This is a genomic window from Parabacteroides leei (assembly GCF_023369805.1).
GTDB lineage: Bacteria > Bacteroidota > Bacteroidia > Bacteroidales > Tannerellaceae > Parabacteroides > Parabacteroides leei.
On record NZ_JAMBQG010000026.1, the window covers coordinates 1 to 24,532 of the forward strand.

Sequence of the window (24,532 nt, forward strand, 5' to 3'; positions counted from 1 at the left end):
TTGCCGTAACGACAATTTCGGAAAGGTTTTGAGTATCAGATGCTAGTCTGATATTTACAACCGGTTGAACAGAGGCTTCTTGGCTTTTCATACCTACATACGAAATTACCAGAGTCTTTGCAGAACTTGGTACATCCAAAGAGAACGCACCATCAAAATCAGTCACTGTACCGACCATCGTACCCTTTACGACAATCGATGCACCAATAATTGGCTCATTATCATCCGCCGAGATAACAGTACCTGTTACCTTCGTCGTCTGAGCAGTCGCCAACCCAATACCTAAAATTAGGCAAAACAAAAGATAAGTCAACTTTTTCATAGACACACTTTTTTATTTAACTTATAAATAACTAATTTGCACTATATTTGTGAATACTTTGCCAAAAACCTATTATAAAACATACCTGAGAGACCGCAAATGTAATAATAAATTTATTATAACAACAAAAAACTAATAAGTTTTTACAAAAAAAGGACTGTTAATTAACAAAATAGCGACTAATACGAGCCTTTCGGGAGTTAAAAAGCGGTCTTTTTTTAATGTTTTCTGCAAAGTCACAAATTAAAATTATCTATTTTTAACCCCCATTCGTTTTATGCTTCAGATCAAGATTTATTTGGCCTGAAAAGGTGTGGGTTCCACTCTGGTAGAAAATGCAAACGTTTTTTATCTTTTAATTATGGCAAAAAAAAGAATCTTCGGTTGAAATGTAAAGCGAAAGGAATTCGTCTCTTATTATTTTTTAATAGAAAAATCTGTCCAGCGTTCTGTTCATTTTCTAAAATTGAGAAGTAAATGGAGAGTTTTCTATTTCTGTTTTAATTAGATAAAAAAGTATATAAAAGATACCAATATATATATTCACTCATTTTCTTAGAAGCCTTTGCCTTTGAATTTTGATAGATTGACGCATAAAGAACCGAGTTCTGCAAAGACTTTGGTGATATCATACGTAGGTATGGAAAATCAAGAGCTCCCTGTATCTCCTATTGTTCATGTCAGATTGAAATCCGATACTCAGAATCTTGACGAAGTTGTCGTTGTAGGGTATGGAACTCAACGTAAAAAAGACGTAACAAGCTCTATTGCGAAAGTTGGAGGCGAAACCCTCAGTAACCTGGTGGCATCCTCATTTGATACCCAGTTGGCAGGACGTGCCGCCGGGGTTCAAGTTACCACTCCTAGCGGGGTGCTTGGTGCAGGACCTCAATTTAAGGTTCGTGGTATGAGTACCATCAGCTCCAGCTCTCAGCCTCTGTTCATTGTAGATGGTATGCCTATCGCTACCGGAGACAATGGAGATGGTAAAACCGGTCTGGGACAGTTGTATGCTTCGTTCAATGCGATGTCGGATATAAACCCGAACGATATTGAATCTGTTGAAATATTGAAAGACGGTGCTGCTACAGCTATTTATGGTTCGCGTGCAGCCAATGGCGTTGTTTTGATTACTACTAAAAAAGGAACAAAGGGACGTGCTAAAGTGACCTATGACGGATATGTAAGTGCAGCCAGTGCAGCTAAATTACATGACCTTTTAGGTGCAAAAGATTTTGTCATGATCGCCAACGAAAAATTTGAAAACTGGGATGAGAAAGGACAAGCGGTTTATAATGCTTCAGATCCTGATACAAAATGGAACGATTATATATTCCAGACCGGTTTTCAGCATAATCACAACGTTGCAGCCAGCGGTGGTACAGACAAAAGCCAGTATTATGTATCTTTCGGATTTACAGAACAGGAAGGTATTGTCCGTTCAAATGATATGAATCGTCTGACTTTGAAAGCCGACTTGACCCAGCAGGCGACAAAATGGTTACGCATTGGTTTGAATGGGCAGATGAGCCGTACAAAACTGAATGGTATATCGAATTCTGAAAACTCACTGGGGGGTGTTGGTTTTGCCGGAGTCCGTATGCTTCCGAATGTTGCCGTTTTCGATGCGACCGATCCGACCGGATATAATATTGATAAGGAAAGTCGTAAAACATTGGGACGTGGTAATAACCTTTCTTATATAGATAATGGTATTCAAAACATTATCTGGGCATTGGATAATAATGTGAATCGCTCTACCAATACACGTACCATCGGTGGTGGTTGGGCTGAAATCACTATTATGGACGGACTTACACTAAAAACTCAGGGAGGTCTCGATATCTCTAACGTAAAAGACTTTATGTATTGGGACTCTGAATCAGGTGACGGGTACGGACGTAAAGGTTTGCTCGAAGAAGTAAATACAACTTACGAAAACTGGAACTGGCAGAATATACTGAATTTCAATCGTTCATTTAATGATGTACATAATTTAAGCGCAACTGCTGTTCAGGAATACACTCACAGTGAGTATGAATATACAGATGCTGCTGTTCAGCAGTTGTCTGACAGGTTCTTTACAGACCATATTATCTCCAATACTTTTGGTATAAAAGATATCGGCGGATACAAAACATTTAACGGACTTGCTTCTTATATGTTCCGCGCAAACTATAATTATGATAGTAAGTATTATGCAGGTGCATCTATCCGTTACGACGGATTATCCAGCTTACCGGAAGATACTCGTTGGGGTACATTCTGGGGAGCTTCCGTTGCATGGCGTTTATCTCGTGAGAATTTCTGGAAAGACGCTCAGGTGAACGAATGGTTCAACGATTTGCGTATCCGCGCCAGCTACGCTACATTAGGTAATTCCGATCTGGGTAATAACTTCCCATATCTGGGAACTTATGGTGCAAAACTGTACGGATCGCAATCCGGTATTGCCTGGAACCGTATGGGTAATAACAACCTGAAATGGGAAACGACTGAAACGTTCGACTTGGGTCTGGATGGTTCTTTCTTCAACAACCGTCTGACATTTGAGTTGGCTTATTGGCAAAAGAATTCAAAAGACCTTGTATTGGAAGTTCCGACTCCTCCGACAATGGGTATTCCTTACAACTCATATTACGATAATATCGGTAAAATCAAAAACTCCGGATTTGAGTTGACCGTAAGCGGTACAGTTATCTCAACGAAAGACTGGAACTGGCGTTCAGAGTTGAACTTCTCTACTGTAAAAAACACGGTTAAGTCATTGTATAGCGGAAATGATATTGTTGATAATTACACAATTATCCGCGAAGGTGAATCTTATCGTTCGCTATACGGATACGACTATTACGGTGTCAATATGGAAAACGGTAACCCTATCTGGAGAAAAGCTGATGGCAGCCTGGTTCAGTTCGATACATTCGGTTCGTATGACTATGTTGAATATGATCCGTCCAATGCTAAAGACGTATCCAAACCATCCTCTTTAGGATCCAGCGACCGTAAAATATTAGGTTCATCCATGCCTACCTGGTATGGTGGATGGAACAATACAATTACCTATAAAGATTTCGATTTGAATATATTCCTTCGTTTCTCCGGTGGTAATAAAATCATGAATGCCTCTCGCCAAAGTGCTCTGATGAATATGGAATTTGCCAATAATGGTAAGGAAATTTTAGGCAGATGGGTGTCTCCTACACAAACGGGTGACGGTATGACTCCTAAAATCGGTTATGGAGACCAGTCTGTTTTGTTCAATGACGGTTTTACCGATTCGCACTTTGTAGAAAAAGGAAATTACCTGAAACTCTCTAACCTGGCTCTGGGATATACTTTGCCGAAATCTGTTTTATCGGCAATAAACATAACCAAGATCCGTGTGTATGCACAGGCTCAGAACTTATTCACTATCACAGGATACTCAGGTTTGGATCCGGAAACTAACACTCGTTTAGGCGTAGACTGGAATGGTATGCCTCAGCAGCGTTCGTTTACTTTTGGAGCAAATGTTACATTCTAAGATTATAAAACAGTAGAAAAATTACAATTATGCTAAATAGAAAACTATATAAAAATATATCAGTTGTAGCATTGGGCGCAGCCTTTATTTCGCTACCCCTATTCAGTGCTTGTGAAAGCGATGTGGTGGATCTGTCTCCGGTCGATAAATTCTCCGATTTGACAGCTTACGGTACTCCGGCACGATGTGAGTTATCTATGATCGGAGCTTATGATGCAGCCCAGTGTGGTATGTATATTAACTCCACTAATGGTTGGCAACGTGGTTATCCATTTGGGGCTGCCAGTATACAACAAGGAGAAATGAGAGGTGAAGATATGAACCTGACGGCCGTATTTTACGATTACACCTATTCAGCGACCTACAATTTGTCTACAGCGAATAATGTCGCTATGTGGGAAACCTCTTTTGAGGCTATAAACCGTTATAATACAGTGTATGCAGGTCAGGAATATGCCGGTAGCAATGGTATACTCGATGAAGCGACAGCCAATCAATATAAAGGCGAATGTCTGTTTTTGCGTGCCTTGACATACCATAATTTAATGATTCATTATGCACTTCCTTACAATGTGGATGGTAATAATAATTATGGTATGCCCCTTTATACTACGGCAATTAATACACCGGAAGCTATTCAGGAAGCATTACAGATTGGCCGTTCGACAGTTGCCGAAACATATGCGCAAATCCTTAAAGATCTGGATGATGCAGAACGATTATTGCCGGAGGTTGTCACTGCTGGTAAGATATCCCGTGCATCTAAAGGGGCAGCTATTGCTTTAAAGACCCGTGTTTACTTGCATATGCGGAATTGGGCTAAAGTTATCGAAGAAGCTGAAAAACTGGAAGGCGGACGTTTCCAACTGGAATCAGACCCGGTTACCCCATTTACTTCAAGTGCCGATAACAAAGAATCCGTTTTCTCGATCGAAAATAGTACGGAAGATAATCCGGATGTTAATGGCTCTTTAGGTCAGATGATGTCGGGACGTGACGGAGGACGCGCAATTATAACGTCATCTCCTACCGTTTATAACTCCAAATACTGGACGAAAGACGACAAGCGTCGTAACTTGTTATTATATCGTGAATCCGACAAATATTATTTCTGTGATAAATACCAGGATCCAACTTCTCAGGATGCATGGGCTCCGATTCTCCGTTATTCAGAAGTGCTTCTGAATGAGGCAGAAGCTGCAGCACGTAGTAATAATAAGACATTGGCTCTCGAAAAATTGAACGAAGTGCGCGACAGATCATTGGCAAATCCTGCACAGGAAAGTTATAAGGCTTCGGATTTCGCTGATACCAAAGCCCTGTTAGAAGCTATTCTTTGGGAACGTCGTATTGAATTTCACGGTGAAGGCCGTCGCTGGGAAGATATTCATCGTCTTGCAAATGATGATCTATTCCCTTCCGGTGGTATCCCTGCTAAAATAGAATACAACAACAGCAAGGGCGTAGGTGCATTCGTTGTAAACGGAGAAGTAAAATCTGAATGGTATAGTTCCAGCAAAAAGTTTATTCCTTATACTGATAAACGTTTTATCTGGCCTATTCCGTTAAACGATATTTTAAGAAATCCGACATTAGCAAAACAGCAAAATGCTGGCTGGGAATAAAAGGATTTTTCATAAAAGGAGTGAACCCAGGTAGTCATCTTAGACTTGGGGTTCACTTTTTTTCAGGCTATATTAATAATGTTGAACTACTTTTTTATCGGATATCAAAATGATAATTTAACATTGGTTTGCAGGGAGCATACGAGCTCCTGGTTGAGATTGTTTTCATACAGGCCATTCTGCGTGAGTTTTGAAATGGCATATACACTGAGTGGGTTTGTTATTTCTGTAAAAAAGGAATAAATATGTAGACAAAACGAGTTTTGTGTTTTCAAATTATCTATATTGGTGCATTTTTGGCACTTTGTTTTATTTATTATTTTGTAGCTTCCAGGGCCGATGAGATGTTGTTTAGCATATAAAATCAATCTTTTAACAGGCTATTTTCTCGAAATCCGGACTCCTTTTTGCGTAAATCTCGCTTTAAACGGATCTCAATTTCGTTTAAACAGAAATTATTTTCGTTTAAAACGAAATTGAAGTTTGTTTAAAACGAACTTTCGAGATTGTATTTTGAAATATTTGTGTTAAAATATGTGTGTTCTCATTTTCTGGAAGAGGATTTATGCGTGATGTATGTGTTTTTGATTTATCTTATATAGCATCAAAATGACATTGATATTTGTGTATAAAAATCAATATGTTATTTCAGGCAAGTGTTTTTCCATTTGTTTGCGGAAATACATGAACTCTATCCTTTTGCTTTTTTGTTTCCGTGCAATTTTCATTAGAATTACTCTTTTATAAAGGATGTAATTGAATGGTTTGAAATAGATCGGTTTCAAATTTGTTGGTTAGGTTTATTATATTTATCTTTGTTTTAATCAAAAATACAGAAGAATATGAATACTCCCTTTGTTTATGGTCGTATAGCAGATAAGGAGAACTTCACGGACAGAAATCAGGAAGTGAAGTTACTTACTCAAAACTTCAATAGCCTGGTTAATACCGTCATTATCTCTCCCCGTAGATGGGGAAAAACATCTTTGGTCAACAAAACGGCGCAATTATTGCTCAGTTCAAGTAAAGACTTTTATATCTGTCAGGTTGATATTTTCAATTGTCGCACAGAAGAAGAGTTTTATGTCGCTTTAGCGAATGCGCTCTTGAAAGTATCGACTTCTGCCTGGGAAGAATTCGTTTCCGGAGTGAAAAAATACCTCGGACGGATGGCTCCTATAATTTCCATGTCTGACACCAGTCAAACTTATGAGTTATCATTTGGTATAAACTTCAAGGATAACAAGATGAGTTATGATGAGATACTGGATTTGCCCCAGGTGATAGCGAATGACACAGGTAAGAAAATAATTGTTTGCATTGATGAATTTCAGAATATCAACGAATATGAAGACTCTTTGGCTTTCCAACGAAAATTGCGCGCCCATTGGCAGAAGCAAACCTCTGTTTGTTATTGCCTCTACGGAAGTAAAAGGCATATGCTTCTGGATATCTTCAATGATTATAGTATGCCTTTTTATAAGTTCGGTGATATATTATTTTTACATAAAATAGGCAGGCTTGATTGGATAACGTTTATATCCAGGCGTTTTACCGATACGGGAAAAGAGATTTCTGAAAATTTATGCGATAAAATAGCTGCTAAGGTAAAAGATCATCCGTATTATGTCCAACAGTTGAGCCAGCAAGTTTGGTTACGCACAAAAAAGAAATGCACCGAAGATATAATAAATGAGGCGTTTTTAAGTCTGACAGGCCAACTCAGCCTTCTTTTTGCCAATATTATAGATACGTTGACATCTAAACAAATCAACTTTTTATTGGCTGTGGCGGAAGGTGTTGTCAATTTCTCATCCAAAGATGTACTTACTAAATATAAATTGGGAACTTCTGCGAATATAAAGAATTTGAGAAAAGCTACATTAGAAAAAGATCTGATAGATATTTTACCCGGGAATATAACAGAACTTCAGGATCCGGTTTTTGAATATTGGCTTAAAAATATTTATACAGGCTCGTTAAAATAATATCTTTTATTCCTTTTTCAGGGTAGAATTTGAGTATTTATTTCAATAATATTTGAATTCTGCCTTTTTTATTATTGCAACATTAAATGCCTGATTAGCAGTGTTGTACATACGGTGTTTTCTTTTGCTTATTAATTAAAAATAGAATCTTATTTGATCTTAAGCGGCTCACAAATAGTATTAACTGCTTAAATAACAGAGGATTAGAAAATGCGTAGTTCTGCAAAGACTCTGGTGGTTTCATACGTAGGTATGGAAACTCAGGAGATCTCTGTTAAACCCCAGATTAGAGTGCTTTTACAAACCTCCAGCCAGGCATTGGAGGAAGTGATGGTTGTTGCCTATGGCACTGCTAAAAAAGCCTCTTTTACAGGTTCTGCAAAAGCCGTTAATGCTGAAGAAATTGTATCTGGTTCAAAAGAATCTCTGGATAAAGCATTAGCAGGTAAATTGACAGGTGTACGTGTAACTACTACTACAGGTGATCCAGGTTCTCCTGGTGAGATCAACATTCGTGGTGTTGGGTCCATCAGTGCGTCAAAGTCGCCTCTGTATGTAATAGATGGCGTTCCTGTTAAAAATGATAGCGATATGAGCTATTATGGTAAAACATCCAGCATCCTTAGTTCTTTAAATCCGGATGACATTGAAAACATGACAGTGTTGAAAGATGCTGCTGCTGCTTCTTTGTATGGATCACGTGCCGCTAACGGTGTAATTATTATTACTACTAAATCCGGTAAAAAAGGAAAAACAAAAGTTTCCTATACAGGTGAAGTTGGATGGTCTAATATGGCTGTAAAACAGTTTGTTCCTATGACTGCCAGTCAAATACTAGAATACGGCAAAGAAGCATTGTCGAACTATTACATTTTGAATGGAGATGCCACCAATCGTGATGAAGCATACGCTATCATTGATTCAGAAGGTGATATGGCTTCTTTCTTTAATGATCCTTCCGGTAAGACTGATACTAATTGGAGAGATGAAGTGTATCGCACAGCATTGACTCAAGATCATCAGGTTGCAATTAGCGGCGGAGCGGATAAGACACAATTCTATGTAGGATTCGGCTACAACAAGTCTGAAGGTATTGTTATTGGAACAGATTTTGAACGTTTAACAGGCCGTTTAAACTTAGATCATCAAGTAAATGATTGGTTGAGTTTTGGTGTTAAGCAATCTATCGCTTATTCTAAACAGGCTGGTGGTCGTGACCAAGGTAGCCAAGAGCAAGGGATTGGAACATCGTCTCCTCTTAGTTTGGTATTCTCTTCCGATCCGACAGCTCCGGTAAAGAATCCTGATGGAAGTTATAACGAAAATGCCAATTGGGGAGCAGCTTCCAATCCTCATTTAATGCTGGGTATCGATCAATGGATCAAATCCAAAACAATGCGTAGTTTGACAAATGCAGATGTTCAGGTGAAACTTTCTGATAAAGTTACTTTCAAAAGTATTTTAGGTTATGACTTCATCGATACAAAACACTTCGAATATTGGAGTCCGAACAGTGTGGATGGTGAATCTGTTAAGGGGTTAGGCTCACGTTACAATTATGAAAACCGTAATTTGACAAGTTCTTCCACTTTGCGCTATGCAAACTTGTGGAATGATGTACATTCATTCGATGTATTGGGCGGATTTGAAGTTGAAAATCAACAGTTGACAAACATAATAGCTACCGCTAAACAATACTCGACCGATAAATTGCCTGAATTAGGTAACGGACAGCCTGATAACGCTTACAGTAATGTATATGAATCCGGACTAGTTTCTTACCTGGCAACTGCAAACTACAATTATGACAACAGATATTATTTATCTGCCAGTTTTCGTCGGGATGGTTCTTCCCGTTTAGGTGCTGATAATCGTTGGGCTAACTTCTGGTCTGTATCAGGTGCTTGGAGAATCAATAAAGACTTCCTGAAAGATAACGATCTGTTTTCTGATTTGAAATTACGTCTCTCTTATGGTACGAATGGTAACTTGCCTAGCGATTATTATGCAAACTTAGCTTTGTATTCATTCAGTTCAGGGTATGGTCCTTCTTCTGCTATCTATTGGGATCAGGCCGGAAATACTAAATTAGGCTGGGAAAAATCTCAGAACTTTAATATTGGTTTGGATTGGAATATGTATCAACGCGTAAATCTAACAGTTGAATATTATAATAAAAAGACAACCGATCTTTTATTTAAAGTTCCTACCTCTATTGTAACTGGTTTTGAAAACAACTGGCAAAATTTAGGAGAATTAAAAAATAGTGGCCTTGAAATAGAAGTAAATTCGCAGAATATTAAAAACAACGATTTCTCTTGGGATACGAACTTCAACTTGACTTATCAAAAAGTAAAGATCAATAAGCTTCCTGACGGCAAAGACATCCAATATGGCGATGGAGAAATGTATTTACATCGCGAAGGAGAATCAATGTATACGTTCTATCTGCCGGAATGGAAAGGGGTTAACCCGGAAACCGGATTAGGTGAATTCTGGAAGGATCCGGAAGATCATAGCAAAGGCGTAGTTAATTACTACTCAGAAGCAGAAAAAGGTATTGTAGGAAAAGCTGTACCTGATGTAATCGGAGGTATGACGAATACTTTCAAATATCGTGATTTTGATTTATCATTCCTGATCACTTACCAGTTTGGCGGTGATATGTTTGATTATCCTGGATATTTTTTCCATCATGATGGATTAAGACTCGGTTCGTTTAATGTTGAAAACGATGTAGCCGGCAATTACTGGAAAAATCCGGGTGACGTAGTCGATTATCCTAAGCCTATATATGCCAATCCATATCGTTCAGATCGTTTCTCAAGCAGAACTATTGTATCTTCTGATAATATCCGTATGCGTGAGATCACTTTGGGTTATAATATTCCGGTATGGAAAAATGTATTCAACAACCTGAGAGTCTATTTCCGGGCAAATAATCCGTTTATGATCTGGTCTAAGTGTGATCGTGTAGATCCTGATGTGCCATTGAATGGTTATCGTCAAACAGATACACCTCCTACCAAAAGTTTTGTTTTTGGTGTTAATATCACTTTATAATCTAATTAAAACAGGGAATGAATATGAAAAAAATATATTTGGTTAGTTTAGCATTTATGCTGTTGGGCACAGCCTGTGACGATGTTTTAGAGAAAACACCAGGAACAAGCCTGCCGGTAGATGAAGCTATTACTTCCGTCGATGATTTACAAAATGCAGTAAATGGTGTCTATGCTTATCAGGCAACAGAAGTAGGCTCGTATGGTGCGGATTTTACTTTATTTGCCGATCTGCGTGGCGGTGATTTTCAATCTATATCTACTGTGAATCACGCTGGTCCTATGTACCGTTATCAACTGGATAAAAACCATTCTTTGGTGTTCAGTTTTTATAAGGTATTCTATGTGTCTCTGGCAAGAATTAACAGTGTTTTAGCTGCTTCGGAAAATTTAGAAGGAGATATTACTAATCTTCAAGGGGAATTGTATGCAATGCGTGCTTTGTATCATTTTGATCTGGCTCGACTGTTTGCAAAGTTACCGACAACAGGAGATATGAATGGGTTGGGAGTCGTATTGTCTGATAATGTTTTTGAAACCAGTTATATTGGTGAAAGAGCGACCTTGCAGGCTACTTACGATTTTATAATCAGCGACTTGAATAAAGCACTTCCTATGCTGACAAAGGATAAGGCTCAGGGACATATAAATTATTGGGCAGCCTTAGGTATCCGTGCACGTGCTTATCTGTATCTGGGTAAATATGCTGAAGCATTGAATGATTGTAAGGAAATAATAGCATCTTCCCCTTATAAACTTTATTCTATAGATGAATATCTTTCTGTTTGGGATAAAGAAGGAACAAATGAAGCTATGTTTGAAATACTGACAACTTCCATTTATAATGCTCAACGTAACTCTATCGGTTATTATACACATGCAAAAGGCTATGGAGAATGTGCATTCACAGAAAGTTTTAAAGCCGAATTTGATGCTCGTCCAAATGATATCAGAACACAGCTTATTGCAGAAGAGTCTGATAATGGCTATACTGGATTCTATCCGCAAAAATATAAAGGGCGTGACGGACAAATTTATGTGAACAATCCAAAAGTGATTCGTTTGTCTGAAGTTTATCTTATTGCTGCAGAATGTGCTTTGAAAGAAGGTAATGCTGGAGAAGCTGCTCAGTATATTAATACGCTCCGTCAGAATCGTATAGCCGGTTATGTAGATGTGACTTCCGTTACATTGGATGATATATTAATGGAAAGACGTTTAGAGCTGTTTACAGAAGGACATACTTCCTGGGATTATTGGAGAAATGGAAAATCAGTAAATAATAAGTTTGCAGGAGAAATCAAAGCAGACGATTATCGTACAATTCTTCCTATGCCTATGACTGAAATAAATGTATCTGGTGGAAAGTTACAACAAAACCCTAATTATTAGCCAGAGTATAATCTATAATATGAAGAGCCGCTTCTTTGAGGAGCGGCTTTTTTTATGAATGTAATTGAGTGATACCTACAATGAATTTATGTAATTTCATAAACTGGAAGATAGTTTAGATGCTTTTACCAAGTGCTATAAATTGGGAGGATTAAAAGCCAATTATCCCAAAATGATTATACAATGGATGAGTTAGAAGGAAGTTCGTATGAAGGAATTAAACAAATCCCAATACGAAAGATTTTACGAGAATTCAAGTAGTTTTTCTATATTGCTTGCATGGATAAATGTTAATAATTCTGTTTTTGAGGTAGAAATTTGGTATTTTAAATTGAATATCAGATTTTACCTTTTTTATTAGCTGTCAATATTAATATATTAATTATCAGTGCTATATAGAGAGGTGGATTAAAATTAAAAGTTAAATTGAATATTGTTTTCTCAGGTAATATATATTTTCTCTTTAAATTTAACATGCTGATTATGAATGTATTACACAAAACGTAGTTCTGCAAAGACTCTGGTAATTTCGTATGTAGGTATGAAAAGCCAGGAGGTGGTTATAAAACCTATGGTAGAAGTGGTTTTGAAAACCAATTCCGAATTATTAGAAGAAGTAGTTGTTACTGGTTATGGCTCTTTTAAAAAGTCTACTTTCACCGGAGCTGCTTCTACGATGACAACGGAAAAGTTACAAGATATCCCAACCATGGCTATGGAGGATAAGCTGGCGGGAACTATTCCAGGGGTTCAAATTAGTTCATATTCCGGTGCACCAGGTGCTACGACTTCAATTCGAATCCGCGGTATGGGATCAATGAATGCAGGAAATGATCCATTATATGTTATTGATGGTACTCCGGTACAATCGGGCAATATTAGTGCTTTTAATACTCCGAAAACAGGAGATGGCTATAATAGTACCGGTACAAATGTATTGGCAACTTTGAATACGAATGATATTGAATCTATTACTGTAATCAAGGATGCGGCTGCTGCTTCCCTTTATGGCTCACGTGCTGCAAACGGCGTAATTGTTATTACTACTAAAAGAGGAGCAGCGGGGAAAACTCAGTTTAATTTCCGTAGTGACTGGGGATTTTCTAATATGGCTATAAATTATCGTCCTACACTTAATGGTGACGATCGTCGTGAAATGATTAAGTTCGGTTTGAAAAATTACTACATGGATGAGGAAGGAATGTCTGCTGCACAAGCGGAATCGGCATTACTCGAGGATCTTGATTATTTTGCAACAAAACCTTCAAATGGTTGGACAGACTGGAAAGATATTTTGTTTAAAAATGGTAGTCATCAAAATTACGAAATTAGTGCTCAGGGAGGAAGTGAAAAAACGAAATTCTATACATCTCTGGCTTATGGTAAACAAGATGGTATTACGGAACGCTCTGGACTGGAGCGTATGACTGGTAATGCAAATTTGTCTCATGAGGCGGGGCGTATAAAACTTGAGGCATCGACCTTGTTTTCGCGTATACATCAAAATATGACTAATGAAGGAACGTCTTTTGCAAGTCCGATCATGAATGCTTTTTGGACTGCATCACCTTCCACGGTACCTTATAATGAAGACGGAACTTTTAGTTCGAACTTCCCTTTGACAGGTGGAGCGAATCCTGTTGAAACAAGTACATATAATTATGACCGCAATGATATAACCCGTTCGTTCAATACAGTTGCTGCAACTGTTACTATTTGGGACGAATTAAAATTGCGTGAAAAGATTGCCTACGATTATACTTCTTCTGTGGAATCTGTATGGTGGGATCCACGTAGTAACGACGGCCGTTCTTCCAATGGTGTGTTTCAACGTTATAATCGGTCACTTGGAACATTAACCACACAAACTCAGTTGAGTTACATTAAAACATTTGCTCAGAAGCATAATGTAGATGCACTACTTGGTTTTGAAACAGAAGATTATACTGATTTATGGGTTTATACTCATGGTTCTCAGTATCCTGGTTATAAGAATGAAATTTCTAATGCAGGAGAAACTTCTTCAGATAGCAATCGCGACAAATCACGTTTAACATCTTTCCTGGGGCGTGTAAACTATAATTTTGATAATAAATATTATGCAGGTGTTAGTTTTCGTCGTGATGGCAGCTCCCGTTTAGCAAGAAGCAACCGTTGGGGAAATTTCTGGTCGGTCTCCGGATCTTGGCGTTTTATGCAGGAATCATTCACGGAATCAATCAAAAATGTTTTAACTGATGGGAAATTGCGTTTGTCATATGGTGTTAATGGAACGCAACCAGATGATTTTTATAGCTATATGACTAATATGTATAGGGCAGGTCAAATTTATAACGGACAGTCTGGTATGGGGATCATCGGTATCGGTAATCCGGATTTGAAATGGGAGAAAAATAAAGCTTTTAATATTGGTCTGGATTTGACATTATTGGAGCGTCTGAATTTTACGTTTGATTATTATACCCGTAAAACAAGTGATCTATTGATGAACAAACGTATTTCATATATCCCCGGTTATTATGATCCGATCAGTTATGCCCCGACAACTTTACAAAATGTTGGATCATTAGAAAATAAAGGTGTTGAGTTTAGTTTAACTTCTACAAATATGCAAACACCAGATCTGGTTTGGACAACTACATTTAATATCGGACATAATAAGAATAAGCTGGCTAAATTAGATGGCATTCAAACAGAAGAAATAGACGGTGCTTTGATACATCGTGTGGGTGAATCGTATTATTCTTATTATATGTTTGAATATGCAGGAGTGGATTCAAAGACTGGAAATGAGATGTATTATAAGAATGACGGAACAAACGAAACAACAACAAATGTTTCCGAAGCACAGAAAGTTATCGTTGGATACCATGATCCGAAAGTAGAAGGGGGATTGACTAATTTCCTGAAATGGAAATTTATAGATTTAAACCTGACATTAACTTATTCTTTAGGTGGACAAGCTTTGGATTATGCGACTTGGTTGCATGATAATGGTGGTGACTATACAACGAATGGTGCTATTCCTTCATATTATAAATTGGAAAATATGTGGAAGCAGGAAGGAGATAATGCTAAGTTGCCTAAATTTAAATATGGTAATACCCGTGTACTTTCATCACGTTGGTTAATGCCAACCGACTATCTTCGTGTTAAGAATTTGTCGTTAGGATTTTCTGCACCTAAGACACTCTTATCTAAGAGTGGAGTTTCTAAAGCCAGAATCTATTTTTCTGCAAATAACCTGCTAACTTGGAAGTCAAAAGATTTGTTGGTTGATCCGGAGATGCCGGTGGATGGCTTATGTACTTTTGAAATGCCGGCTTTGAGAACATATACATTTGGCATCGAAATAGGTTTTTAATGATTAAAAAAAGATATAAGTATGAAGAATATAATATATAAGGCATTGGTTGGTGCTACATTGGTAGCGGGCTTATCGTCGTGTGTCAATAACTGGCTCGATGTAGAGCCGGGCAATCAGGTAGAGGCAAATGAGGCTGTCACTACAAGTGCTGACCTTTCTTCTGTACGTGCTGGTATGTATCAGATGATAAAAGGAACTTCTAGTTTTAATGATTATTATGCTGCTCGTATGTTTTATTATGGGGAAGTACGTGGGGATGACATGCAATCTGATAAATCAGGAAGCCGTTCTCAGTTATGCTATAACATGACCTATTCAACAGCTGATAATGCTCCGGATATTTGGCAGACTCCTTATGTGGTTATCGGACGTGCGAATCGAATCATTGAAGCTGCTGAAAGTGGATTGTTGACTGATAAGGAGGATGCAGCTGATATTATTGCACAGTATGCCGCAGAGGCTAAAGTGGCTCGCGCAATGGCACACTTTGATTTGGTTCGTGTTTATGGTAAAACCTATACGGCTCCCGGTGCTCCGGTTTCTTTGGGTGTACCATTGGTTACTTCAGTGATGGATTCTGAAATTAAACTACCGAGAAATACAGTTGAAGAGGTCTATACACAAGTTGTTAAGGATTTGAATGATGCAATTGATTCTAATGCTTTGTCTGAAAAATCCACTCCTGGTTATATTAATTTATGGGCTGCTAAAGCTTTATTAGTCAGAGTTTACCTGACTCAGGGAGAAAATCGGAAAGCATTGGATGTTGCTGAAGATATTATTGAGAACTCACCTTATAAATTGTGGAAAAATGAAGAGTATGTTGCTGCTTGGAGTAAGATCAGTGGAGTTCATCCGAATGAAATGATTTTTGAGATTGCTATAACTGGTTCTACAGACTGGACCGACCGTGAAGGAATTGCATATTTGTATAATGAAGACGGATATGCAGATATAGTAGCTACTAAAAAGTTTCTGGATTTGCTGAATGAAGATCCGAATGATGTTCGTCATGGTGTTTTTCTGGCTCCGGCAACTGCTGACTATAAGAAGACTTATGGAACAAATACTGTGTTCCTGAATAAATATCCGGCAGATGGGTTGAGTGACTTGCGTTATAATAATGTACCGCTACTTCGCTTGTCCGAGGTGTATCTGAATGGGGCAGAGGCAGCAGCAAAATTAGGTAATCAGAATGATAAAGCGACAGAATATCTGGAAGCCATTGTAAAGCGTGCTAATCTGGATAATACCGTACAAGGTACAACTATTACGGTTGATAGAGTGTTGTTGGAAAGAAGAAAAGAATTAATTGGTGAAGGCCATCGTTTCTTTGATTCAATGCGTAATAACGAGACGGTTGTTCGCTATACTTCTGCGGAAGACAGAGGTTGGCACTCAGCACTGAGAGAAGAGGCACGTAGCTTTAGCCGTGATTTCTATAAGGTTTTACTTCCTATTCCCCAGGATGAACTAAATGCAAATCCGGCAATGAAGGGTCAGCAAAATCCCGGATATGGAGAATAATCCAGATGTAGTATTCAAGTCATGTTTCTAGCATGCTGTAAATAAATACCCGATAAAGTTCTATTAATCTTTATCGGGTATTTATATATTGGGGGATCTGTTAAAATAGTGTCGGTCTAATTTTGACTTTATCTATCACTAAGCAACACTTTTTTATTTTTTTTCTTTCTATCACTAAAAAAATGAATCTTCTATGTTTCACTTTCTGAACCAATTACGTTTTTTGTGAATTTTAGTTCCCTTTTTGGGTAGTCTCTTCTTGTTTTTTGTTTTTTATGATTGGTAAGTCTCTTTTATCTTTGTAACCGAAAAGAAGAGCAGCAGCAACAGAATCGGTTGTTTTTTAAGGCAGGTCGGAGTATTCGCCAAATTTTGTCGGAACTCCGGTAAATATGTGATAACAAACTTTTAGTTTGTCTTATACGAAAGAAAGAACTTATTGTCGTTCCTTCGTGTTTCATTCAGAAAATAAAATATATATCATGGAAAAAGTAATTTACAACTTGGTGTTTAACCGTAAGAAACTGTTAAACTCAGAAGGGAAAGCTTTGATTCAGGTAGAGGCCTATCTGAACAAGCAGAAGAAGTATTTTTCAACAAAGGTTTATATTAAGCCTTATCAGTGGGACGCAAAGAGAAAAGCTGTAAAGAATCATCCAAATATGGAGTCTCTGAATCAGTATCTGTCTAATTTTGTTGCGGAATTAGAACAACTGGAGCTTGAAATAGTCCATAGTGGCAAGGAATTTTCATTGAATGATCTGAAAGAGAAACCTGAGGCTGGTCAGACTTCTTTTTCTCTGTTTATGCTAAATGAGATTAAACAGAGTAATCTGAAACCGTCAACGATGAAAAATCATTTTTCAACATTGCAGGTTCTTTCATCTTACCAGGCGGAAGTTAGTTTTAACGACTTAAGTTATAATTTTCTTTGCGATTTTGAGCATTTCCTGTTGGTACATAAGTATCACCGGAATACGATCGCCAAACATATGAAACATCTGAAACGTTATATCAATCTGGCGATCAATAAAGATTTATTCGATTTGCATCGGTATCCTTTCCGTAAATACAAGATCAAATATATGGAAAGTAAAAGATCTCATCTTACTCCGGAAGAGCTGGAGCAATTGGAGAGTCTTAACCTAAAGGGGCGTCGTACACTTCAGCGGACTTTGGATATGTTTCTGTTTAGTTGTTATACTGGACTTCGTTTTTCGGATATAGTAAGTATAACAAGAGAAAATTTTCTTTGCATAGAAGATAAAATATGGTTGATCTACTCTTCTATTAAGACTGATGTAAATGTACGTTTACCTTTGTTTTTGTTGTTTGATGGAAAGTCGCTACCGATCTATGAGCGGTATAAGAATAATCCATGGACCTTGTTTGATATGCCTGCTTCTTCAAATTCGAATGTGAATAAGCAACTTCGCCGGATTTGTAAGATGGCTCATATAGATAAGAAAGTTTCATTCCACACAGCCAGGCATACGAATGCTACATTATTGTTATATAATGGAGCAAATATAACAACTGTGCAGAAACTTCTGGGGCATAAAAGCGTACGAACAACAGAAATATATAGTAATATTATGGATATGACAGTTGTGCGTGACCTTTCCAGCCTGACAGGCATTAAATAATTATACGAAAATGGCATTAGGGAACGTAGAAAATGTATTATGAATTTTTCTGTGTTCTCTAATGCGTGCTGACAAAATGATACAATATACCTGGTAATGTCTAGGTGTGTATGTGGTGTGTCTTGCTTTTTGTTATAAAATACTGCTTTCAAACATTATAATTCCTTGATATTTTTACGGTATTTATGCTTTGAAAAGTAAATAAAATATCCGACTTTTGTCTGCATGATGAGTCAACCTTTAGCAGAAAGATTACGTCCAAAGACGTTGGATGATTATATCGGACAAAAACACCTTGTCGGACAAGGCGCTGTATTAAGGAAAATGATTGATGCAGGACGTATACCCTCATTTATTCTTTGGGGACCTCCGGGAGTGGGGAAGACGACGTTGGCACAAATCATTTCCAATAAACTGGAAGCCCCTTTCTATACTTTGAGTGCGATCAGTTCGGGGGTGAAGGATGTACGTGATGTAATAGAAAAAGCAAAAGGAAATCGCTTTTTCAATACCGTATCTCCGATTTTATTTATTGATGAAATACATCGTTTCAGTAAATCCCAGCAGGATTCTTTGTTGAATGCTGTAGAAACGGGAGTTGTAACGTTGATTGGAGCAACAACGGAGAATCCTTCTTTTGAAGTTATTCGTCCGCTATTATCCAGATGTCAGGTCTATGTTCTGAAGTCGCTGGATAAAAGCGATTTGCTTACATTGTTGAATAAAGCAGTCAAAGAAGACATTATACTGAAGGAGAAAGATATCCAGTTGAAAGAAACGGATGCCATGTTGCGCTATTCCGGTGGTGATGCCAGAAAGCTTCTGAATATCCTGGAGTTGGTTGTCTCTGCCGAAGAGACGGATAAGATAGAAATAACTGATGAAAGGGTTGTAGAGCGTTTGCAGGAGAATCCGGCAGCTTATGATAAAGGCGGTGAAATGCATTATGATATAATTTCAGCTTTTATCAAATCGATTCGGGGAAGTGATCCTGACGGTGCTATTTACTGGCTGGCCCGTATGGTGGCAGGAGGGGAGGATCCGGAGTTTATCGCCCGTCGGCTTGTGATTTCAGCAGCCGAAGATATCGGCTTGGCTAATCCGAATGCCCTGTTATTGGCAAATGCCTGTTTTGATGCTTTGAAGAAAATCGGTTGGCCTGAAGGACGGATCATCTTAGCGGAGACGACTGTTTATCTGGCTAGTAGCCCTAAAAGTAATTCGGCTTATATGGCAATAAACGATGCGCTGGCATTGGTGGAACGTACCGGTAACCTGCCTGTCCCGCTTCATCTGCGTAATGCACCGACAGCTTTGATGAAAGAGCTGGATTACGGCAAAGAGTATAAATATGCTCATGATTATAAAGATAACTTTGTTAAACAGGAGTATTTGCCTAAAGAAGTGCTTAATCAACGCTTCTGGAAAGGGCAGAATAATCCGGCGGAACAAAAACTGGTCGAGCAAATGAGAAAGCTGTGGGGAGACCGGTTTTGATAATTGACAATTAATAATTGAAAAAGGAAGAACTACTGTATAAAAGATGTTAGAAAAGAGGTAAATGTTGCTTTTTGCTAATAATTTATACTTTTTGATTTCTTCATTTCAATTAAATTCGTACATTAGCCGCCTGTTTTAAAAAACACGTTACTTAAATAATATATAACATTAAAAAGAAATTGATATGAAGAAGCACAATTTTTCTGCAGGACCTTCTATTCTGAGCGAATACACGATTAAAAATGCAGCAGCAGCTGTTGAAAATTTCGCAGGTACAGGGTTATCGATTCTTGAAGTATCTCATAGAGGTAAAGAATTTGTTGCAGTAAACGACGAAGCCAGAGCATTGATTAAAGAACTTCTGGATGTTCCGGCTGGTTACGAGGTTGTATTTCTGGGCGGTGGTGCCAGCATGCAGTTCTGTATGGTTCCTTTCAACTTGCTGAATAAGAAAGCTTCTTATCTGGATACCGGAACATGGGCCTCTAATGCGATCAAAGAAGCTAAGTTGTTCGGAGAAGTAGACGTTGTCGCTTCTTCAAAAGATGCAAACTATACTTTTATCCCGAAAGGTTATCAAGTAGCTGAAGATTCGGATTATTTCCATTTTACATCCAATAATACGATCTATGGTACGGAAATGCGTTACGATCCGGATATGAAGGTTCGTTTGGTATCTGATATGTCTTCTGACATTTTCTCCCGTCCGATCGATATCTCCAAATATGATATTATTTATGCCGGTGCCCAGAAGAACCTGGCTCCTGCAGGTGTAACATTGGCTATTGTACGTACGGATGCTTTGGGGCATGTAGATCGTGCCATCCCTACTATGTTGAATTACAATACGCACATCAAGAAAGATTCTATGTTTAATACGCCTCCTGTATTCCCTATTTTTGCAGCTCTGCAAACATTGAAATGGTATAAGGAACTGGGCGGTGTAGCTGCTATCGAAAAGATGAACCTTGAAAAAGCAGCTATCCTTTATGATGAAATTGACCGTAATAAATTATTCAAAGGTACTGCCGCTGTAGAAGACCGTTCTATTATGAACGTTTGCTTCGTAATGAACGACGAATATAAAGAACTGGAAGAAGAATTCAGTAAATTCGCCTCTGCTGCCGGTATGGTAGGTATTAAAGGACACCGTTCAGTAGGCGGATTCCGTGCTTCTCTTTATAACGCGATGCCTAAGGCCAGCGTGGAAGCTTTGGTTGCTACAATGAAAGAATTTGAAAAACAGCATTAATCATGACAAAGGTATTAGTTGCTACAGATAAACCTTTCGCTGCGATAGCAGTGAAAGGTATCCGTGAAGTGGTGGAAGCTGCAGGTTACGAACTGGCTCTTCTGGAAAAGTATACGGACAAAGCTCAATTACTGGATGCTGTAAAAGATGCGAATGCAGTTATTATCCGCAGTGATATTATCGATGCTCCTGTGTTGGATGCTGCTAAAGAACTGAAGATTGTTGTTCGTGCCGGTGCCGGTTACGATAATGTAGACCTGGCTGCTGCTACGGCTCATAATGTATGTGTAATGAATACTCCGGGACAGAATTCCAATGCCGTGGCTGAACTTGTTTTCGGTATGCTGGTTTATGCTGTCAGAAATTTCTATAACGGAACTTCCGGTACAGAACTGATGGGTAAGAAACTCGGTATCCTGGCCTATGGTAATGTCGGACGCAATGTTGCCCGCGTTGCCAAAGGGTTTGGTATGGATGTATATGCTTATGACGCATTTTGTCCGGCAGAGGTAATTGAAAAAGATGGTGTCAAAGCGGTTGCTTCTACTGTCGACTTGTTCAAAACCTGTCAGATTGTTTCTCTTCATATCCCGGCAACGGCTGAAACAAAAGGTTCTATCAATTTTGAATTGATGAACTCTATGCCTAAAGGAGCTATTGTTATCAATACAGCCCGTAAAGAGGTGATTGACGAAGCAGGTTTGACCAAGATGATGGAAGAACGTCCTGACTTTAAGTATATTACAGATATTAAGCCTGCTATCGATGCAGACTTGGCTGCCAAATATCCGGATCGTTACTTTGCTACTCCTAAAAAGATGGGTGCACAGACTGCCGAAGCAAATATCAATGCCGGTATTGCTGCTGCAAAACAAATCGTGGATTTCATTCAGAATGGTAACGAGAAGTTCAGAGTTAATAAATAAATCCGCAACATTATGGCAAAGATAAAACCTTTTAAAGGCATCCGTCCGCCGAAAGATTTAATAAAAGAAGTCGCTTCGCGCCCTTATGATGTGTTGAATTCTGAAGAAGCACGCGAAGAAGCAAAAGGAAACGAAAAGTCATTATATCATATTATTAAGCCGGAAATAGATTTTCCGGTAGGAACAGACGAACATGATCCGGCTGTTTATGAAAAGGCTGCTGAAAACTTCCGGTTGTTTCAGGAGAAAGGCTGGTTGGTTCAGGATCAGAAGGAACAATATTATGTATATGCACAGACTATGAACGGACGTACACAGTATGGTCTGGTTGTATGTGCTTATGTCGATGATTATCTGCGAGGTAACATCAAAAAACATGAATTGACCCGTCGTGATAAAGAAGAAGACCGTATGAAGCATGTTCGTGTGAACAATGCCAATATCGAACCGGTATTTTTTGCTTATCCTGACAATCCCGAACTGGATGCTATCGTAAAGAAATATACGGCGAATGCTCCGGAATATGATTTCGTGGCAGAGTTGGATGGATTTGGCCATACTTTCTGGATCATTGACGAAGATAAAGATATTGCTCGTATCACCGAGTTATTTGAAGCGATGCCCTCATTGTATATAGCTGACGGTCATCACCGTTCGGCAGCGGCAGCTTTGGTAGGAGCGGAGAAGGCGAAGCAAAATCCGAACCATCGTGGAGATGAAGAATATAACTACTTCATGGCTGTTTGTTTTCCGGCTAATCAGTTGACTATTATCGACTATAACCGTGTTGTCAAAGACCTGAACGGACTTACGGAAGAAGAGTTTTTAGCAAAAATAGCTACAAACTTTATAGTAGAAGATAAAGGTATGGATATCTATAAACCGGCAGGTTTACACAATTTTTCCCTTTATTTGGGAGATAAATGGTATTCTCTGACAGCTAAACCGGGAACATACAACGACAATGATCCGATCGGTGTGCTTGACGTTACAATCTCTTCTAATCTGATTCTGGATGAAGTGCTGGGTATTAAAGACCTGCGCTCTGATAAACGAATTGACTTTGTAGGTGGTATCCGTGGCTTGGGCGAATTGAAACGTCGTGTAGACAGCGGAGAAATGAAGGTTGCCTTGGCTCTCTATCCCGTTACTATGAAACAATTGATGGATATAGCCGATACCGGTAATATCATGCCTCCTAAGACAACCTGGTTCGAACCCAAACTACGTTCGGGACTGGTTATTCATAAATTGGTATAAGAATAGGTAATTTATATTTTATAAATAGAAATGCGGATATGCAGGAAATAGCTGACATATCCGCTTTCTTTTATTTCTTTATCCTTTCGGTCACTTTGGTTCCAGTGGCTGTCGCTGTTCCTTGCAGTTCTACATATTCAACACCTAGCGGATTGCTCGGTTTGGTTTTGACATAGAGCGATTCGAGTTTTGCCTGTTGGTTGTCGATAGTAGCCAGACAAATATACTTGCCATCCTTCTTGCAAATAGTCAGTACTTTAGCGGGATAAGCACTTAATGTGACTTCTGCTGAATCGTCTTCTGTCGATACAAGTTTATATCCGTAAGCCATCTTACGTTGGAAATAACTTAATCCGTTGGTTTCTCCCGGACGTTCTTCGCGGTTCACCCAATAGACATTAAGTGGTGATTTGATATTTAGTCTGCCGTTCTCCAGATTAATATCATAGCACACTAAGTTTTTATTGGTACTGCGAGCGATATGAAAAAGCCTTTCTGCAGTTGGATAGGTGTCTTCATCCGGATTGGCAGCAGAAACAGATGCAGATATCATCAGGCAACAGGATAGGAGAATTATAAGTATATGTTTCATATGTTTTATGATGTTATATCTTTATTTGGGATGATAGATAATCCAGATATTCCCTGATACTTTTTTCATCATCCGGTTCCGGACTCCACGGGGCCATGTTTTCCGGACTTAAAGGTGCGAAGGGACCCGGTTTTACTTCATAAACGACTGTGCCCGACTCCAGAACAAGCAGGCAATGCCATATACCCGGAGCGATCTCCGCACCGTATGATCCGGCCTTCGGATCGAGTAGCAGCTTTTCGGTAATATTTCCCTTTTCGTCAAAAAGGAAAAGCATCGCTTTGCCACGGAGAAGCAGGAATATTTCATCCTTATTAGGGTTGAGATGACGATGCGGGCGAATATAGGTTTCCGGTTCCATTGCGTTTAACAGTCGGTTGACCGGATCGTCCAGTTTTTCATGAAAATTGTAATTCATGCGCAGCCGGGGTGATTGTTTTGCTCTGGCTGTTGTTTCGTCAAGTAGCTGTTCATTAATTATTTTCATGTCGTAAAAGTTTTATTTTGAGCTACGAATGTACAAAATAAATCTTGGTTGTTCTACTGA

General features: G+C 38.6%; 14 protein-coding genes and 1 pseudogene. 12 read left to right on the top strand and 3 right to left on the bottom strand.

Translation table 11 applies throughout. The annotated features are described in order from the left end of the window. A partial coding sequence (locus M1P97_RS23840; RefSeq protein ID WP_249390394.1) for a carboxypeptidase-like regulatory domain-containing protein occupies positions 1 to 322 on the bottom strand: 322 nt, incomplete at its 3' end. Positions 323 to 923: 601 nt separating this feature from the next. Here M1P97_RS23840 and M1P97_RS23845 point away from each other — a divergent pair. The 12 genes and pseudogenes from M1P97_RS23845 to M1P97_RS23900 all read left to right on the top strand — a co-directional run. Further along, positions 924 to 3,848, top strand: a pseudogene (locus M1P97_RS23845) (SusC/RagA family TonB-linked outer membrane protein); the annotation flags it as partial. 29 nt (positions 3,849 to 3,877) lie between these two features. Continuing rightward, positions 3,878 to 5,473, top strand: coding sequence for a RagB/SusD family nutrient uptake outer membrane protein (locus M1P97_RS23850; RefSeq protein ID WP_249390395.1), 1,596 nt, complete (start codon positions 3,878 to 3,880; stop codon positions 5,471 to 5,473). A gap of 842 nt (positions 5,474 to 6,315) precedes the next feature. Next, entirely contained in the window at positions 6,316 to 7,461 is a 1,146-nt protein-coding gene (locus tag M1P97_RS23855) for an AAA family ATPase (protein ID WP_249390396.1), read from the top strand. A gap of 210 nt (positions 7,462 to 7,671) precedes the next feature. Continuing rightward, complete coding sequence (locus tag M1P97_RS23860; protein WP_195372030.1) at positions 7,672 to 10,524, top strand: SusC/RagA family TonB-linked outer membrane protein; 2,853 nt, start codon at positions 7,672 to 7,674, stop codon at positions 10,522 to 10,524. Between the two features lie 23 nt (positions 10,525 to 10,547). Beyond that, positions 10,548 to 11,915: a RagB/SusD family nutrient uptake outer membrane protein gene (locus M1P97_RS23865; RefSeq protein WP_249390397.1), complete on the top strand. Its 1,368-nt coding sequence runs from the start codon at positions 10,548 to 10,550 to the stop codon at positions 11,913 to 11,915. A gap of 487 nt (positions 11,916 to 12,402) precedes the next feature. Beyond that, the gene (locus M1P97_RS23870; RefSeq protein ID WP_262923256.1) at positions 12,403 to 15,279 is read left to right on the top strand and encodes a SusC/RagA family TonB-linked outer membrane protein; all 2,877 of its coding nucleotides are present in this window, start codon (positions 12,403 to 12,405) and stop codon (positions 15,277 to 15,279) included. Between the two features lie 21 nt (positions 15,280 to 15,300). Further along, positions 15,301 to 16,809, top strand: a complete 1,509-nt coding sequence (locus M1P97_RS23875; protein WP_249390398.1) for a RagB/SusD family nutrient uptake outer membrane protein — start codon at positions 15,301 to 15,303, stop codon at positions 16,807 to 16,809. Between the two features lie 482 nt (positions 16,810 to 17,291). Then, a complete protein-coding gene (locus M1P97_RS23880; protein WP_195372033.1) occupies positions 17,292 to 18,455 on the top strand; it encodes a site-specific integrase in 1,164 nt (387 codons plus the stop codon). Between the two features lie 225 nt (positions 18,456 to 18,680). Then, positions 18,681 to 19,952: a replication-associated recombination protein A gene (locus M1P97_RS23885; RefSeq protein WP_249390399.1), complete on the top strand. Its 1,272-nt coding sequence runs from the start codon at positions 18,681 to 18,683 to the stop codon at positions 19,950 to 19,952. A gap of 187 nt (positions 19,953 to 20,139) precedes the next feature. Next, positions 20,140 to 21,207: a 3-phosphoserine/phosphohydroxythreonine transaminase gene (gene serC / locus M1P97_RS23890; RefSeq protein WP_195372035.1), complete on the top strand. Its 1,068-nt coding sequence runs from the start codon at positions 20,140 to 20,142 to the stop codon at positions 21,205 to 21,207. A 2-nt stretch (positions 21,208 to 21,209) separates the two neighbouring features. Then, on the top strand, positions 21,210 to 22,133 hold the full coding sequence (locus M1P97_RS23895; protein WP_195372036.1) for an NAD(P)-dependent oxidoreductase: 924 nt from the start codon (positions 21,210 to 21,212) through the stop codon (positions 22,131 to 22,133). A gap of 12 nt (positions 22,134 to 22,145) precedes the next feature. Next, positions 22,146 to 23,393, top strand: a complete 1,248-nt coding sequence (locus M1P97_RS23900) for a DUF1015 domain-containing protein (RefSeq protein ID WP_195372037.1) — start codon at positions 22,146 to 22,148, stop codon at positions 23,391 to 23,393. Between the two features lie 70 nt (positions 23,394 to 23,463). On the opposite strand, the gene M1P97_RS23905 is transcribed toward M1P97_RS23900, so the two are convergent. Both M1P97_RS23905 and M1P97_RS23910 read right to left on the bottom strand, forming a co-directional pair. After that, entirely contained in the window at positions 23,464 to 23,985 is a 522-nt protein-coding gene (locus M1P97_RS23905) for a DUF4833 domain-containing protein (RefSeq protein WP_195372038.1), read from the bottom strand. A 13-nt stretch (positions 23,986 to 23,998) separates the two neighbouring features. Next, entirely contained in the window at positions 23,999 to 24,472 is a 474-nt protein-coding gene (locus M1P97_RS23910) for a WbuC family cupin fold metalloprotein (protein ID WP_195372039.1), read from the bottom strand. Positions 24,473 to 24,532 lie beyond the last annotated feature (60 nt).